Genomic DNA, 17,962 nt, shown 5'->3' on the forward strand with positions numbered 1-17,962 from the left:
GGGTTGGGGGTGGGGTCAGTATTGTTCTAACTGCAAATGGAGTTACAGACCCCACCCCAACCCCTCCCCTTGAAGGGAGGGGAGTGCCTACGTAGTCCTCGGATTTTCAACCAACCCCCTCTAAATCTCCCCAAGGGGAGACTTCTCAACTCTCAACTCTCAGTTTGCGCCAAAGGCGCACCATCTCTCATCTCTCATCTCTCATCTTGCGCCGAAGGCGCACCGCCTTTCAGCAGCTGTTCCAACGACTCTTCTTCGCCTACAATCCAGATGATGTCGCCTTCTACGAATTTGCGCTGAGGAGGCACGGCTGTCAGGTTCTCCTTGCCTTCCTCCATTCCCACCACCATACAACTGTAGCGATTGCGGATGCCACTCTCTTGCAAGGTCTTGCCAATGAAACGACTGTCGGCACCAATCACGATCTGGCGCAACTTCATCTCGCGCTTTTCCATTTCCATGTCCTCGCCCAGCAGTTCCGTTTCTATTGCCAAACCGAATTTAGCCAACTGCTCATCGCTGCCGATAGCCTGCAGACGGTCGCCTGGGAAGATGATGTAGTCGCCATCGGGGATGTTCAGTCGGCGCCCGCCACGCAGAATGCTGCTGATGTGTACCCCATACTTTCGTCCCAGGTTCAACTGTTTCAGCGTGTGTCCCATCCACATCGAGTTGCCAGGCACGTCGAAGTCGGCAATATGGATATCGCGATCCAGCAGCTTACCCTCGTACAGAGGCTTCTTCTTGCCGTGCACCTGTGCCTCGATGTCGCGAGAGCGCAGGTTGTTGATAAACAGACGTTCCAGCAAGATGCTGCGCCGCTTGATGCTGCGCGAGGTGATGATGGCTATCACCACCACCACGCCGATGGTGAGCACGATGGCCGGTCCGAAGGTAGAAATATGCTGTCCGATGTAGAACACGAAGCCCAGCGCAATCATCATCCTGAACAGAATGGTGAACAGCAGCGGCAGACGGTTGCGATTGCTCTCTTTCCACAGCGCCTTGAATTCCTCGCTTCGGTTTTTCTTCATCACCATAGCCCTGAGGAAGGGCGCTATCAGCAAGATGGTGACCAGTCCTGTGGCCACGTTAGCATATCTCGGCCTTAGCAGTTCCATCATCAAAGGCTTGAAGAACGTGAACATGATGATGATGACGGCAATCGAGAGGATTGAGTATATCACCACGTTCATCGACATCTGCAGCAGCAGCTTTTTCCATTTATTGGGGTTGTTGCTTGTGGTCTGGTTCATCGACTGATGGTTCATCATGCGGATGATGCGCTTTGGCAAGCGCTTCTCCATCACGTTGTATGAGGGCAGTGCCAGCCTGATCATGTAGGGCGTCAGGAATGTGGTGATGACACTCACCGCCACCACTACCGGGTAGAGGAAGTCGCCAATGACGCCCAGCGACAGGCCCAGCGACGCAATGATGAACGAGAACTCACCAATCTGCGCCATTGAGAAGCCGCAACGCATGGCCGACTTCAGACTCTGGCCACCCAACAGGAAGGCCAGCGAGCCGAACACCGCCTGACCTGCGATGATGGTCAGCACCAGACAGACGATAGGCAAGGCATAGTCTGCCAGTATCTGTGGGTCCACCAGCATACCTACCGACACAAAGAAGATGGCACCAAACAGGTTCTTCACCGGGTCCACCAGCTTCTCGATGCGCTCGGCCTCGATCGTCTCGGCCAGGATGCTGCCCATGATGAAAGCACCAAAGGCCGACGAGAAGCCCACCTTCGACGAGAATACCGCCATGCCGCAACACAATCCCAGCGACACGATGAGCAGCACCTCGCTGTTGATCAGCTGGCGCACCTTGCGCAGGAAGATAGGCACCGCAAAGATGCCCACCACCAGCCACAGCACCAAGAAGAACACAATCTTCAGTATCGAACTCAGCATCTCGCCGCTGTCGGGATTGTTGCCACTGGCTATGGCGCTCAGCATCACCATCATCACGATGGCCAGAATATCCTCGAGTATCAGCACCGACATCACCATGCCCGCAAACTGCTGTTGTCGCAGTCCCAGATCGTCGAACGCCTTATATATAATGGTGGTAGAGCTCATGGCCAGCATACCCCCCAGGAAGATGCAGTCCATGCGCGACCAGTGGAACAGATGTCCCACAATGACGCCCAGCAGCGACATCGAGAAGATGATGCTGATGGTCGAGATGATGGGCGAGGCCCCCATCTTCAGAATCTTTTTGAACGAGAAGTCCAGTCCCAGCGAAAACAGCAAGAACATCACGCCGATGTCTGCCCACAGGTGGATGTTAGACATGTCCACCACCGATGTCGTGTATGGCATGTGGGGCGACACCAGAAAGCCAGCCACGATATAGCCCAGCACCAGTGGTTGCTTCAGCTTTTTGAACACCAGTGTCACGATGCCTGCCACCATCAGTATCAGCGCCAGGTCTTGTATCATTGGGGGGAGTTCAGCCATTATATTCGCCTACTAGTTCACATATCTTGATAATCACGTTCTGTGCCTTTTCCATCGACTGGATGGGCACAAACTCGTATGGGCCGTGGAAGTTGATGCCACCGGCAAAGATGTTGGGGCAGGGCAGTCCCATGAACGACAGCTGTGCGCCGTCGGTGCCGCCGCGTATGGGTTTCACCTTCGGAGCCACTCCCGCCTCTTGCATCGCCTTCAGCACCAGATCTATCACGTGCATCTGCGGGTCTATCTTCTCCTTCATATTGTAGTATTGGTCGGCCAGTTCAATGCAGACGGTATCCTCGCCATACTTCTCGTTCAGCTGTTCAGCCGCACGCACCATCAGTCGCTTGCGCTCCTCGAAGCGGGTGCGGTCGTGGTCGCGTATGATGTAGCTCAGCTTGGCATGCTCGGTTTGTCCTGCCATGCCCGTCAGGTGGAAGAACCCCTGATAGCCCTCGGTGGTCTCTGGTCGCTCGTCGGCAGGCATCATCCCGATGAACTCAGTCGCCAGCAAACTGGCGTTCAGCATTTTGCCTTTCGCATAGCCCGGGTGCACGCTGCGCCCCTTGATGGTGATTTTAGCGCTGGCCGCGTTGAAGTTCTCGAACTCCAGTTCGCCCACCTCGCCACCGTCCATGGTGTAGGCCCATTCGCAGCCAAACTTCTCCACATCGAAGTGGTGGGCCCCCATGCCAATCTCCTCGTCGGGGTTGAAGGCCACACGAATCTTGCCGTGCTTCACCTCCGGATGCGCCTTCAGCCACACCATGGCCTGCACAATCTCGGCAATGCCCGCCTTGTCGTCGGCTCCCAGCAGCGTAGTGCCATCGGTCACGATCAGGTCTTCGCCCACGTGCGCCAGCAGTTCTGGAAACATCTTCGGACTCGACACCATGCCTTCGCTCAGCACGATGTCGCCCCCGTCATAGTGCTCCACGATGCGCGGACGGATGTTGGCACCCGAGCAGTCGGGGCTGGTGTCATAGTGCGATATAAATCCGATGGTAGGCACCTCAGCCTTTGTGTTGGCAGGCAGCGTGGCATACAGATATCCCTGTTCGTCCAGTTCCACGTCTTCCAGTCCCTCGCTTTTCAGTTCCTCTTTCAGATAGGCTGCAAAAGCCAACTGTTTCTCCGTGCTGGGCACGCTCTCGCTATCTTCTGCCGACTGCGTGTCAAACTGTGTATATTTCAGAAATCTTTCTACGATGTTCATGCTATTCAATGATGCAGTATTTTTATTTTGATTTATTTTGCCACAAAAGTACAAAATAATCGGTGAAGAGCCAAATTATTCCGTGTTAATTCGTGCACACTTTTATGCCTTGTGTGCAGCTTTCGATAATTTTCTTCATTTTATTTTTGTTGTTCGAGTTTTATTCCTTATTTTTGTAGCAACATAATCGATGCCATAGACTTCCCATTCATAGCGATGAATCTCTTAACAGTGGTAACGAACCTAATGAAAATGAATAACTGTTATGAAGAAGTGGAGTATTTTGAATATCATATTAACGTGTATAGTAGCTGCATCAATGACGGCATGCAGCATAGACGAAGACTTCAACGTAGAGACCGATGGCCCGCTGACCATCACCGTTGACGGTCAGAGCCACGACTACGACCAGGAATACATGCGTTGTCTGGGATTTTTTGGCGAGTATGTCCACTCGCTCGACGACAGCTACCTGAGTATCGTGACCCCCATCTATTGCGACTTCCTGATGGAGTTTCCGGCCGACACCAACCCCTATACATTCTTTTGCGAGGGCTACGACGGTTTCGAACGCGATGCCACCAGCGTCACCATAGGCATCAACGAGCGCCAGTGCACCTACGTCTCTGGCTCTGCCCAGATCACCCGTGCCGATGCCGAGAGCTTCACCGTGGCCTTCTCCGACTATAAGTTCCGCTGGAACAGCAGTCGCGAGATTGTGTTCAACGGCACCCTCGTCGTGCCCATCAGCAACGAGTAACGCCCCCTTTTTTTGTTGTTTCAACAGAAAATAGTATCTTTGCATCTGTAAAACAACGAAAAAAATAGAGTCCATGGATACAAAAAGAATATTGAAATACCTCCGCCAGATTCAGGTCAACAACAACCGTGCTTGGTATCTGGAGCATAAGGCCGAGTACGACGCCGTGCGTGCCGACTTCGAGTGTGGCGTGCAACAAGCCATCGAGCGCATCGTCACGTTCGACCCCACCGTGTCGCACCTGCGCGTCAAAGACTGCACCTACCGCTTCAATCGCGACACGCGCTTCTCTGCCGACAAGTCGCCCTACAAAAACCACTTCGGGGCCTACATCGCCGCCCATGGCAAGAAGGCGCTGCACGGTGGCTACTACCTGCATCTGGAGCCCGACCACTGTATGGTGGCATGTGGCAACTACTGGTTGCCCACCAACATCCTCACCTCTTGTCGCAACGAGATCATGGCCAACATAGACCAGTGGCTGCAGTGTGTCGAGAGTCCCGAGTTCCTCAGCTACTATGGCAGCACCGACGCAAACCATACCACCACTCCCACCGATGTCGATAGCTGGGACCAGCCCCAGGGTTTCGGCCTCACCCGCCTGAAGACCTGTCCGTCGGGTTTCCCTCGCGACTGGGCGTATGTGCACTATCTGCGCCTGAAAGACTATTGCTGTTGGCATCGTGTGCCCAACGATTTCTTCCAAACCGACCATTGGCTCGACGAAATGTCATCCATGTTCCGTGCCGCCAAGCCCATGATGGACATGATGAATTCCGTGATCGACGACTATGAATGACGATAGAACGCCTTTGCTTTGCTAACCTAAAAGTGCCACTATTCCAATTTACGACTTAAGTCGAAAGATCTCACGACTTAAGTCAACAGTTCTCACGACTTAAGTCAACAGTTCTCACGACTTAAGTCGAAAGATCTCACGACTTAAGTCGAAAGTTACCAAAGCGCCACTTTTCAGTCGCGACACCACTGCTTTTGCGTTGCAAAAGTGCCCCTTTAGTATTTGAAAAAGAAAAAAGTCCAGTTTGGATTTGGAACTTATGCGATTATTTCATTTATTTGCAAAATCCAATAATTAAAGCCTATAAAATTCCTTTTTCACAAGGCTTGCGGAGCGTGTATATACTATAGATTAAAAAATAATAGAGTATCTTTGCCACATCAATACATTTAATGCTTATGAAGAATTATCTGATTAGCGAAGCTATAGGCGATATTGCAGGTCCCATGGCCTACGCCTATTACAAGAAGATGCCTGATGCCCTCGTTTATCAGGCCATGAAAAAACTCCCCGACTGGATGGTAGAGGTAAGCGAGAGGTTTGATGAGGTGATGAATAAAAACAAGTAAAATGCACTATTATCTATTATGACAGATTATTTAATAAAAATGGTAAATAATCATATAATTATTAATAACGAACAAAAACTTGTATTTGATACAGGAAGCCCTCTTAGTTTCCATAGTTTAGGTCATATTTTTATAGGAGATGAAACCATAACCGTTCCTACATCTCTTCCAGAAGTATTGGCAGAATACCTGTCGCAAAACATTGGTTGTGATGTACAGGGTTTGATAGCTATGGATATCATTAACAATCATTCAACTACCATTAGTCTAAAAGACGGCTTTTTGCTTATGAACGATGATGCTCCCTTTGGCACAGAGTTTTGTAATCTTAACATGAGCCGTAGTCTGGGCGGTTTGCTTTGTATTAAGGTAAAAGTCAATAAGAGAACAGCAAAGATGATTGTTGACTCAGGTGCAAAGATCTCATACATCAGCCCAAACTTCGTCAATGGTATGAAGGAAGAAAATAATGTCGAAGATTTTTCGCCATACATAGGCAACTTCCTAACGCCATTATTTACTTGTGACGTTGATTTACTAGTAGGAGGCATATCATATTCACAACAATTCGGGATACTTCCCGCGATAATCTCAACGATGTTATTTTTATATGGTGCCGATGGTCTCTTTGGCGTGGAATTATTCAAACGCTACCGACTTCAAATAATGAATGGCCGATTGTTTTTCCCTCCGCAGGGGATATAGTTTTTGCAAAATAAACTTGTTGTTTCAAAATAAAGTTGTATTTTTGTAGGCATAACAAAATAGCATGATAGATGTATGGCAAGTTGGAATAAAGAATTATTGACCAGAGAGAATGGAGAGCAAGTATGGATGCAGGTTCCTGAAATTGTTTCTGCAAGTAGAAGTACGGATATTCCTGCCTTTTATGCTGATTGGTTTTTCCATCGCCTGAAGGTTGGTTATTCTGCTTGGACGAATCCTTTCAATGGGGTCAGAGGCTATGTATCGTACAAGAATACACGCTTTATCGTGTTCTGGTCGAAGAATCCAAAATCACTATTACCATATCTGCATTTACTGAAAGAACGGAATATCAAGTGCTACATTCAATATACTCTGAACGATTATGAGCAAGAGAAACTAGAAAAAGTACCCTCTCTAACTGATCGCATTGAAACATTCAAACTTCTTGTTGATCAACTTGGGAAAGATGCCGTAATCTGGCGATTTGACCCAATGATATTGACTGATGATATTTCTGTTGACAACTTGCTGCAGAAAGTCCAGAAGATTGGTGACCAACTGAAAGATTATACTGAAAAGTTGGTTTTTAGCTATGCTGACATCGCTATGTACAAAAATGTGAAGCACAATTTGGAAGCAAGTGGTGTTCCTTATCATGAATGGGAAGTTGGACTGATGGAAGATTTCGCAGAAAAGCTTTCTGCCATGAATGATGAACGTGGCTGGAACTTTCAACTTGCTACCTGTGGCGAAAAAATCGACATTAACAAACATGGCATCCTACATAATCGTTGCATTGATGGTGATTTGATTACCCGCCTTGCATGGGATGATAAAGAACTCATGGACTTTATGAAGGTCAAGATTGAAGATGTACCTGCTCCTTCTTTGTTTGGTGAGCCAGAATTACCTAAAGGAGCCATAGTATTGCCTAATAATCACTACTTCATCAGTACGCATAAGAAAGATCCTGGGCAAAGACAGTTCTGTGAATGTATGGCATCAAAAGACATTGGCGAATATAATACCTGCCCACATCTTTGCGAGTATTGCTATGCCAATGTCTCCAAGCAATTAGCATTACAAAACTGGAAATGTCACAAGGAAAACCCATTTAGTGAAACAATAACTGGCAAATAATATGAGTATAAACGAAGTAATAAACGATTATCCCAATTGCCTATATTATAATGAGCAATGGCACAAGTTGGCTCAAAAAGGTGATACCGACAGCATAGTCAACATTGGAACGGATTTTGCTCGCTGCGAGATGATGCAACAGGCTGTTACATGCTGGAAATATATAATAGATTCTGGCAAAGGAACTGCTGAAGCATATTCAAATCTTGGAGTATCTTACTATTTTGGAAATGGGGTTGCTCAAGATTATGATAAGGCCGTCCTTTACTATAAAAAAGCGGCAGTAATGGGTCATCCCTTTGGATTGTTCAATTTAGCGGTTGCATATGAAAATGGTAATGGTATCGAAAAAAACATGGATGTAGCCGTTAGCTATTATAAAATGGCAGCAGAAAAACATCTAAATATGGCTATAGATGCGCTTATCAGATTGGGTGTGTATAGTGAGACACAAGGATTCGCTTTCTATCAACGCAGTTGGGTGGACAACGGCTTCGCACCTGATAACACAAATGATTTAGATAACGAGGACTTGCCATTTTAACATCATGACTTGAAGGAATACGATAATGTTGATTTTATGAGCTACATAACCGATATACAAAAGATAAGTGACCTGACTATAAATGATATTATCAAGGTCTCCTTACGTTATGTTCCTGATCTATTCAAGCCATGTCCTTGGGCGTATAGGGATAGCGAGGGACGAACGTTGGAACATGGTACCGCTGTGCTCGAAACAGAAGAACAGTGCTGTGCATACATGGCCGCCTATGGCCCGATGCATCGCCACAAGCTAATTCGCGCCTTAGATGAGAATGAATTCCCATACAAAAACCTGAACAATGGCGTGGAGATTTATGATTGGGGATGTGGTCAGGGTATTGGTACTGTTGCTATCATTGAAAAATTACGGCAGTTTGGGTGGTTGTCAAAGCTGAAGAAGGTCACATTAGAGGAACCTTCTAATGTGGCCAGGCAACGAGCTGTATTGCATGTTAGGCAGGCACTAGAAGAACACAATGCCGAGATAGTGAATATTCCTGATTATCTACCGTCTGATGAAAGGGACAAATATAAGCATATTACGGAAATAGATGTTCATGAACCATGTGCCATACATATATTCTCGAATATTCTGGATATTGAAAAAGTCAGTTTGAAGGGTGTTTCCAAGATGATTACATCTTCTGGCACTCAGCATATAGCCCTGTGTATAGGTCCAGCAAATCTAAATGAAAGTCGAATCAATACCTTCACCTATTATTTTAAGAAGGAAGGCTTACGGGTATTCACAGAATATCGCGATGTTAATTTTGGCCATCACCCGAATGGAAAAGCGTATGGTTGTCTGATTAAGAGTTTCACCTATAGCCTGACACGTAACAAAGACATTCTCCATAAATACAGTTACTTTGCTCCCGTTCAACTATTTGCTTCTTATTCTGATACCATTTCCAATGAGCAATTTGCATCATATTATGATAGAAGTTTAAGGGGACACTATCTGTTAGAAGGTGCTTTTGAGATTCTGGCTCCATTTGATATGACAGCACATAAGAATCTTTGCCCGGTCTATGTCCTTGTTAGCAATCTTATTTCACGTGGTTGTCCAACATTGGCCAGCCAAAAGGTCTTGGATACCATCAGTTCGAAGGATAAAGCAAAGAGTCTTAATGCAGTTGCTCGTATTCAGAAGACCTTCATAGAGGCAATGATTTCCGATCGCATGGATTTGAATAAGGATACTTTGAATATTCTTGTGATTGAAGATGACACGTCAGTGGCAAAGATTGCCATCAACGATTTTGTTGAGCTATACCATCATATCGTTGCCATGACGCAGGATTATTCGAATATGACCCTTCCCCAAATTAACATATATGGTAAGAGTGAGGCTAAGACACAAACAACTTATGATGCTATCATTGATGTGTCTATCGACCAATTATGTAATCCTGAAGAAGTGGTATTCTCTAAATATAAGGCCAACAACGACTGCTACTTTATTGTTCGCTCTTCAAAGTCAGTATATGCGGAGAGATTCCTCTATACAACTGAGAGAATCAAGTATAAACCTCTCGTTGAAAAGGACACACAAGGAAATTATCACAATATTGAGGATGTTTGTGGCCACCTGCGCTATTTTCTGAACCTGATTTTCAGAAAAGAAGATTTCAGACCTGGCCAGCTTCCCATCCTTAGTCGGGCATTACAGCTAAAGAGTGTCATCGGACTATTGCCAACAGGTGGTGGTAAATCCCTTACCTATCAGCTGGCTGCCATACTACAACCTGGCGTTACCTTGGTTGTTGATCCGTTAAGAGGTCTTATGAAAGACCAATATGATGGTTTGCTAAAGACGGGTATCGATTGTATCTCGTACATTAATAGTGACATCACAAAGGACAGAGAAGAAAGAGAACGAAGGGAAAATGCACTTACTGGTTCTCAAATACAGATTATGTTCTTATCGCCTGAGCGACTAAGCATACACCGATTCAGAGAGGTCTTGCGTTCAATGCGTGAATCTGACGTTTTCTTTGCTTATGGTGTTATCGATGAAGTTCACTGCGTTTCTGAGTGGGGCCATGACTTCAGACTTGCTTACCTGCATCTGGGACGGAACCTTTTCAACTACGTTCTACCCAAAGAAGTCGAAGGCGAAGATAATCACATATCCCTGTTTGGACTGACGGCAACTGCATCGTTTGACGTCCTCGCTGATGTGGAAAGAGAACTATCGGGAAGTAATTCGTATTCATTGGAAGACGATGCCACAGTCAGATATGAAAACACCAATCGACTGGAACTCCAATATTATATCTATCCTGTGGATGCTTCGGCTGCTGATAAAGCCCGAAAAGTTGATGAAATTAAAGAGGATTTGGTTCTTAATGCCATTAATGATGCAACGGAGAAGATACAAGAGATTCAAAACGATGATAGCATCAGTGAGATTAAGAAACGATTCCTTGAAAGAGAGAATATCTCTGATGAAGGGAAAATCACAGAAGTCAATTCTACTGACCTGCACACAGATGTTAATGAAGATTGGTATACTGCAAAGCATACAGATGTTGCCGGAATTGTGTTCTGCTTACGAGCCAACAAGGATGGAAAACCTGACGTAAAACTGAGTGTTCCTACTGTAGCCAATACCCTAAGAGAACACAATATCAATCGTATTTCGACATACAAAGGAGGCGATGATACGTCATGTCAGGATGATTTCCTTGCAGGTGAGACAAATCTAATGGTTGCGACAAAAGCTTTTGGAATGGGTATTGACAAACCAAACGTTCGTTTGACAGTTCACCTGAATTACCCTGGATCTTTGGAATCATTTGTTCAAGAAGCCGGACGAGCTGGACGTGACAAAAAGATGGCTTTAGCAACCATCATGTATTCGCCTAAAACCTATCCTGTCATAAATGCCAGGACTCGTCAATGGAGCCATTTCTCTGCAGACTATACAAATAACAAGTTCTTCTATGACAGCAACTTCCTTGGTGAAGAGTTTGAGTTGTACGTGATGGAACTCTTGATGAATGGTCTGAATATCCGTATCAGCAATGAAGAGATTGCTGGTATTGAGACTCTGAAATATGGAAATAGTAAAGGTATTCTTCAATACATCAACAGATATGCCAAAGGAACGACCCTTACATATTATGTATCATACGAAGAAAATGAGCATATTCTCGACGAATATAATACATATTTAAAAGAAAGGCAAATGCCTCTGTTCAGTACATGGAATGCCAAGAACGCAAAGAATGACAGAGGATTCAGCTATATTCGGGACTATGGTTCGGCTGAATACAAAGATGCAATTCAAAAGGCTATCTACAGAATGTGCATTATAGGCTTGATAGATGACTTTACAGAGGACTACGCCCAAAAGACTTTCCGTATTACGACAGTATGTCAGGACGAATCGCACTATTATGATTACCTCAGTCAATACTATCGGAAATATTACTCCGAGGATAGGGTTGACATCATGATTAATGAAGTCAAGCAGATGGCGGTCAATGATGGTGTCATCATGGCATGCTTGAAGCACCTTACCTCTTTTATATATAAGAGTATTGCGGATAAGAGAGCCAGGGGTATCTTGGATATGGAGCAATTCTGTAATATGGCTATCAGCTCAGGCAAGGACTGGAAAGAAACGAATGAAGAACTGAAGGACTTTATTTATTACTATTTCAATTCTAAATATGCAAGAGAAGGCTTCGTTACATATGATTCAAGTGTGCGCCAGGAAATACCATTCTCACTCAAAGATGACACCAATTACGATATTCACAGTGAAAGTGAAATATCAGATTTCAATCTTGTGAGAAAGTATATGAGGGTGGTTGATCCTGATATTGTCAACAATGATTCCCAAAAAGACAATATCAAGCACTTGCAAGGTGCTGTACGTCTCATCAGACGTGCTATCGCAGAAATGAACCCTGTGCTGAACCTCTTGAATATATTCTGCATCCTGTTCCTTGGTCAACATGAGAATGAGATGCTGGAGCAAGAACTATATGACGACTACAAAGCAGTCATGAGATTGTATGCATCCCAAGGGAAACTTGGCCTTCTCAATGAATATACTGATTTGTTATTGCAGCATACAGCCATACTTTCAGAAGACAAGGTGTATATAGAGAAGATGCAGTTTGCCATTCAGCTGGAAGATCATGTTGCAGAACTCAATAGAATTAATCAAATATACAATGAAATATGATCGACGAGAAAATCAACAACTCACTTAGAGAGTTAGAGCAAGGACTTAAAAGCATGGAGTCCGCACGAAAACAAGTGGAAAAGACTGTCAATTCCTACGATGGTCTTAATTCAACTACCGCTGAGTATGTCAGTAAACTCGGCACTATTACGACTAAGATTCAGGAACTTGTTGATACCATCGGCAAGGATTATTCTCAGAAAGTAAAGGCGTTTGAGAAAGACCGTGAAACAGTCATTAATGCTGCAACTGCTGCAACTGAAAAACTTTCCAATGCATCAGAAGAGTTTAAAGACTCATTGGTTGATATCCAAACAAAACTGAAGTACAGCTTAATCGTCAATGCTGTATCGCTTGCTACTATTGTTGCAATTTTATTCCTTGTTTTGAAATAGTTTATAAAACCTGCCGTCATTTCTGTGTGTATTGTTATGCAAATACCAGCAAAAAGGCAGTTCTTAAGAATAAAGATAAACATAGTGACGAAAGCGAGAGTATTATCGGTTAATATATTAAAAAGAAGTTACATGGCGTTAAAAGATTTTTTAACAAAGATATTACTTGGTAGTGATATATACGAAGACTTGGAGATGGCTGAGAAGGTGAAGTGTGAGACACATATATCTGGGGACTGTCCCTAGACTTAAGGGTGATTCATGATACATTTTCCAGTCTGTAAAAGCATATGAATATTTCGGTTTTTCATCCTATTATTAGTCTTTATGAGAATATTTAAAAAGAAATTAACTCTAAAACATCAAAAGTTTGTGAATCATTATGTCCGAAGCAGATACAACCCAATAGGATTGTATAAAACAGCATATTTCTGTGAAGATGAAGATATTGCATTTGTCATAAAGGTTGAGGACTGTGAAAAAGCAGAAGCATGGGGATGCGTGAACATGGTTCACCAATTACTTGTACCCTTTGAATACCGAAGAATTTATGACTTCGGTAGGTTCTTGATAGGGAAGAATTGGCGTGGATTGGACTTATTCGACAAAAAAGGGCAGTTACTCTATAGCATCGGTGGATTAAAGAAAACTCCACATAGAGCCTATACGCTTGTTTATGATGAAGAAAAAGAGTTTTTCAGAATTTCAATTAGGAAAATGGCTATTTCAAAATCTCTGTATCAAAGATTCTATGTAATAGCCAATGGATTAGCTTTCGTTCAGAATCCAAATGAAAAAGTTGGGCTAATATTATTTTCAAAACTAAAACTCCCATTTGAATATTATGCAATAGCCGTACCACAAAACGGTTACACACTTGGAATAATCGAAACGAGCAAAGACGATGATTCTGTTTTATATGACTGTCAAGTTATCAAAGTAAGAAGTCAAATAAAAAAAGAAGATTCTATTCATACAACTGGAATAAATCTCTTCACAAGTAAGACATTAGATGAAGTTCATGCTTATTTTGAAGATAAAGAACAATTTGAAAAGGAATGTAATTCAATTATATGCTACAATGAGAGGATAAAATTCTCTGGTGATTCTCTTTGTTTTTTCCCCTTCGATACTGAAAACTTCGGTAAAATCAATAATGACGAATATGACGAAGAAGAGGAAGCAAACGAAAAAGAAGATGATTATAATGAGTGGGAACATTATAGCCATGAAGAAGCAATGTATGATGCACTTGGTGGTGATATGGAAGCAATTTGGAATTTAGATTAAATAATATGTTTTATTGTGTATATGGACAGGTGAGTGACATATGGTTTGCTGCAATTAATGACATGCAAAAAGAAAAAAAGTCCAGTTTGGATTTGGAACTTATGAGTTTATTTCATATATTTGCAACATCCAATAATTAAAAGCTTATAAAATGCCTTTTTTCACAAGGCTTGCGGAGTAAATACTAACAAATATCTGATAATAAATTAGTATTTTTGCAAAAGCAATAGATTTAGTGAATAGTTGTTTAAACAAAAGAAACAGAGAAACAAAATGTCGAAAAAGCCTTGCGTAATATAAATAAGGCAATGGATAGACGAAATGTAAAGATGGTACTATCGAATCCCGAATTACTTCCTTCAGATTTCAATAAGAAATCTCCAGATAATAGCATCTTAACAGTTGCATTAAAGTTCAAACATGAGAATCCGATATTAATGACATCGGATAATGGATTACAAGTAAAAGCGAATGGATTGGGAATTGCCACAATCTCTTTAAAAGAATTCTTGAGAAGATAATAGATATGGAACTTTTTAATCGATATGAAACAAATCCAGATTTCGTTATATCTGCAATTAATAAATACAATGACAAATATTGCGATCCTAGGGATTATTATGTAACTGAGGAAGAATGTAAAAAATATGCTGAAGATTTGAAGTTAGGTCAAAAATTAAATAACGAATGGAATACTAAACGTGAGAAACGAGTTATAATAGCCATTTCTTTTGTAGGTATATTATTAACGTTATCCGTTACTCCTGCGTTATTTTTGTGGCTAGATAAGCAAGAATCTGCATGGGGACTTCCTATATGTTTTATTTCTTCTTGGATTATTATTGGTATCTTTGTGTGGTTAGAGAATGCTTTTGAAAATAGAAATGAGAAGATTTACTTGGACAGGTTCTTTCCACTGGTTAACCAAAATATCGAGAAACTTTTTGATGATTATCTGTGGAAATGGGAAATGGAAAAGCAAAGAAAAGTGAAAACGGAAATTTTATAAGTTATAACAGATTACGAATATGTTTTGTAAAATTGCGTCTATGGACAGGTGAGTGTGACAGGGGGACAGGTTCCGCGTCACGCAAATGAAGAAAGTATAATACGTCAGTTCAAGGAGGTAAAGAGAAAGTCTAGGCTTTATATCTCTGCGGATGACTTAGATAGGCTGAAAATAGAAAACCCACATGCAGATTGTGGTATTATGCCAGGTTCAGGAAGAATGCCTCTTGATCCAACCGTCATGCCTTATCCTGCGCCTCCATTTATGGTGCCTATTATACCCCAAGCCACAGAGCCAGACGCAACAGATGACTTACCATTTTAATAAGATACATAGATGAAATTCGATATAAAGAAACGAAATACCCCAGTAGCCACGTTGATTAAGAACTATATCAACAAGAAAAGTGGCAAAGTCGCAGAGTCCCGTGAAGAAATTCAGAGACGTTTTGACCATCTGGATTGGAAGGATCAGAAGAAGATCATGCAAGCTTTCCTTGAATCGGGAAAGACCGATAGGTTATGGGCATATTCTAAACTTGTTGACAACTGGGATAAATCATTTGAACCTAGAATAAAGGAGCTATGGGAACAGTTGCATGAAGATAAGTGCTCTTGGGTGGTAACACGCCACTTCCCGACAAAATACCTATCTCAAAACATCGATAAGTTTACCGATGATAGAGATTATTATTTCATTTGTCTGCGATTAGCAGAGGATAAGAACTATATTATTGACAGAAGCAAGCTTTCGGTAACAGACTACCTATCTGTGCTATATCATACAGATAGGCCATTGTCAGATGATGAAGCGCGTGATCTGCTTTATAAAACAGTTCACGATGTCTGCACTGAGGACAGCTATTATACTCAGTTATCAAGGTATGCGACTGTAGGTAAAGATGCTATCATCAGTCCTATCCTCTTCCAGAGTGTAAATCTGGCTGTCTATTATTTGAGGCAGATGGATTTGATAGACGTTGTACGACAGTTTGAAACGTGGAATGAAGGCGTGCAAAGAACTGTATTCAGCAGCTCAGAGTACAAGACCGTTTTAACTGCGGACTTACTCGAATATGATTTACGAGAAGCAAAGGCAAAAATAGCCAAGAAATACGCTTATCTCGCACTGGATGACAAATACAAAGAGACAGAGAATTTTAATGTCGATAGCATTCTTACTCCACATGAATGGTTCAAAGAGAACAAAATTCGTGAAGGAATCAAGAGACCGTCGAAGCCTGAATTTCCTGAACCTGCAGATCCTACTGCTCTGAAAGAATTGATAGCCGAAAATCCTGCTGTTAAGAAACTTGTTGGAGATTTGGGGCTTGACATAAATGATGATACATTGCCATTCTAATTTTTGGGTCGTATGAAAGGTTACAAGAACTGGTTAGTATTTGCAAATCGAGACTACTGTCACCATGCAGAAGCCTTGTATGAATTGGGCTTTGTCAACTGGAAAGCAAGAAAAAGCTTTAAAATGAACATCGGTGATTACGTTTACCTATATGTCTCAGATGAACGCCGTGTCCGTTTCAAAACCCAGGTCGTTGCTGAGAATTGTGACAGACAAGATGACAAATACTGGCAAGTGTCACCATCACACGATCCTACATACAAATTGGAGTACCGGGATGAGTATAAAGGCTATGAACTTGACGATGCCATATTGCGAGAGCATGGTTTTAATGGTGGTGGCAGCATCTTGACACCCAGCTATAAGAACGCCGAATTTTGTGTCTAGGGACAGGTGAGTGACATATGTGTTTTCTAAGGAGAGAAAAATAAAAATCCGCAAGCCTTGCGGGGCGAAAAGGTTTGGTTTAATGGTTGGATTTTGCTATCTTAGCAAAAAAAGTGCGAAGCTGCTAATGCTCGACAAAATGAGAGCTAACTCTCTTTTGTACTTGCTTAATCGCAGCCTTGCAAACAAAACTGTTATGTTATGAAAAAGGTGTATATTGCTTTCGTTTTTGCCATTGTTTTCTTCGCCTGCTGTAAAGGGACGGCGGAGAAGCCTGTGGCGGATAATGAGGTGGAAACTGTTGCTGAAGGGGCAGGGGCTGACTCGTGCGTTGATGTTGGTGGAGAGAAAGATTCGGTAAGGGAGGAGAACCAGGGATATGAATACCAAGATCAAAGAGAATTGAACGATCTTCATGGAACATGGATGCTTGAATACAATGATAGTATAGAGAGGGAGTTTCAGCAGTTGTTGGTGCTATTACCTCAATACCGGGATGTCTTCAACAAAGAGAAAAAGTACTGGAAGAGGTATCAGAAGGGAGTGCGTGAACTGGCGGGTTGTGAGTATCATGGCAGTTCAACGCCCATGTTTGTTGATGATATGCTTAAACAGGGAATAAGTCTCAGGGAGGCGTCTTTCCGAAATCTCTATCTCCACATGCAAGGAAAACGTACATCGTTCAGTAAAACAAGGTTTACCTCGGGCATGATATCGAGAGCCTATAGGATATTCATAAAAGTGGCAGGAGAAGATGAGTATAATGACTACAGAATGGATTATCAGGAAAATCTCCGTAAAGAGTGGCAACTTTGGAATGAATGGATGAACTATCGACGTCAGGTGTCTGAACAATTGTCTGATGAATTGAAAGTTGTTTATGACAATTGTACCAATCAGATGATGCGTACAAAGCTCCTCCAGCTAAAAAATCAGAATAAAGGTTTGGGGATGATAGGTGGTGATGTCCTGGATTGTCTTTTGCCCGACGACTGTACGGACAAAGCACTATTAAATTATCCAGGCTTTAATGTGGTATGGGAAAAGCATCAGTACGTCCAGGTGGGGCCTGATTCTGTTAATGATGACAAATTATAATGGTATTAAACAAT

15 protein-coding genes and 1 pseudogene are annotated in these 17,962 nt (G+C 42.9%); 14 read left to right on the forward strand and 2 right to left on the reverse strand.

What is annotated here, in order from left to right:
- Positions 1-194: 194 nt before the first annotated feature.
- On the reverse strand, positions 195-2,468 hold the full coding sequence (locus T433_RS0110500; protein WP_027455767.1) for a cation:proton antiporter: 2,274 nt from the start codon (positions 2,466-2,468) through the stop codon (positions 195-197).
- Entirely contained in the window at positions 2,461-3,684 is a 1,224-nt protein-coding gene (pepT, locus tag T433_RS0110505; protein ID WP_027455768.1) for a peptidase T, read from the reverse strand. Before pepT ends, T433_RS0110500 begins: the two co-directional genes overlap by 8 nt.
- 283 nt (positions 3,685-3,967) lie before the next feature.
- Here pepT and T433_RS0110510 point away from each other — a divergent pair, with 283 nt between their 5' ends.
- The 14 genes and pseudogenes from T433_RS0110510 (at position 3,968) to T433_RS0110585 (ending at position 17,948) form a co-directional block, all read left to right on the forward strand.
- Positions 3,968-4,444: a hypothetical protein gene (locus T433_RS0110510; RefSeq protein ID WP_155808478.1), complete on the forward strand. Its 477-nt coding sequence runs from the start codon at positions 3,968-3,970 to the stop codon at positions 4,442-4,444.
- A gap of 73 nt (positions 4,445-4,517) precedes the next feature.
- On the forward strand, positions 4,518-5,243 hold the full coding sequence (locus T433_RS0110515; RefSeq protein WP_027455770.1) for a DUF2461 domain-containing protein: 726 nt from the start codon (positions 4,518-4,520) through the stop codon (positions 5,241-5,243).
- A 398-nt stretch (positions 5,244-5,641) separates the two neighbouring features.
- Positions 5,642-5,812 carry a hypothetical protein gene (locus T433_RS16530; protein WP_155808479.1) on the forward strand — a complete coding sequence of 57 codons (171 nt, stop codon included), beginning with the start codon at positions 5,642-5,644 and terminating at the stop codon, positions 5,810-5,812.
- 18 nt (positions 5,813-5,830) lie between these two features.
- Positions 5,831-6,517 (forward strand): pepsin/retropepsin-like aspartic protease family protein, encoded by a 687-nt coding sequence (locus T433_RS0110525; protein ID WP_027455771.1) that lies wholly within the window; start codon positions 5,831-5,833, stop codon positions 6,515-6,517.
- Positions 6,518-6,592: 75 nt separating this feature from the next.
- On the forward strand, positions 6,593-7,660 hold the full coding sequence (locus T433_RS0110530; protein ID WP_027455772.1) for a DUF1848 domain-containing protein: 1,068 nt from the start codon (positions 6,593-6,595) through the stop codon (positions 7,658-7,660).
- Between the two features lies 1 nt (position 7,661).
- A complete protein-coding gene (locus tag T433_RS15960; protein WP_052357082.1) occupies positions 7,662-8,204 on the forward strand; it encodes a tetratricopeptide repeat protein in 543 nt (180 codons plus the stop codon).
- Between the two features lie 36 nt (positions 8,205-8,240).
- On the forward strand, positions 8,241-12,407 hold the full coding sequence (locus T433_RS15180; protein ID WP_044109718.1) for a DEAD/DEAH box helicase: 4,167 nt from the start codon (positions 8,241-8,243) through the stop codon (positions 12,405-12,407).
- Entirely contained in the window at positions 12,404-12,802 is a 399-nt protein-coding gene (locus T433_RS15185) for a hypothetical protein (protein WP_044109706.1), read from the forward strand. The genes T433_RS15180 and T433_RS15185 overlap by 4 nt, the downstream gene beginning before the upstream one ends.
- Positions 12,803-13,129: 327 nt before the next feature.
- On the forward strand, positions 13,130-14,092 hold the full coding sequence (locus T433_RS0110555) for a hypothetical protein (RefSeq protein ID WP_027455774.1): 963 nt from the start codon (positions 13,130-13,132) through the stop codon (positions 14,090-14,092).
- A 278-nt stretch (positions 14,093-14,370) separates the two neighbouring features.
- Positions 14,371-14,613: pseudogene (locus tag T433_RS16260) on the forward strand (PIN domain-containing protein); the annotation flags it as partial.
- 5 nt (positions 14,614-14,618) lie between these two features.
- A complete protein-coding gene (locus T433_RS0110560) occupies positions 14,619-15,101 on the forward strand; it encodes a hypothetical protein (RefSeq protein ID WP_027455775.1) in 483 nt (160 codons plus the stop codon).
- Positions 15,102-15,437: 336 nt separating this feature from the next.
- Entirely contained in the window at positions 15,438-16,463 is a 1,026-nt protein-coding gene (locus tag T433_RS0110570) for a hypothetical protein (protein WP_027455777.1), read from the forward strand.
- Positions 16,464-16,475: 12 nt separating this feature from the next.
- Positions 16,476-16,850 carry a hypothetical protein gene (locus T433_RS0110575; protein WP_027455778.1) on the forward strand — a complete coding sequence of 125 codons (375 nt, stop codon included), beginning with the start codon at positions 16,476-16,478 and terminating at the stop codon, positions 16,848-16,850.
- Positions 16,851-17,051: 201 nt separating this feature from the next.
- A complete protein-coding gene (locus T433_RS0110585; RefSeq protein WP_027455780.1) occupies positions 17,052-17,948 on the forward strand; it encodes a hypothetical protein in 897 nt (298 codons plus the stop codon).
- Positions 17,949-17,962: the final 14 nt, after the last annotated feature.

The sequence above is a fragment of the Xylanibacter brevis ATCC 19188 genome (assembly GCF_000621725.1).
Lineage (GTDB): Bacteria > Bacteroidota > Bacteroidia > Bacteroidales > Bacteroidaceae > Prevotella > Prevotella brevis.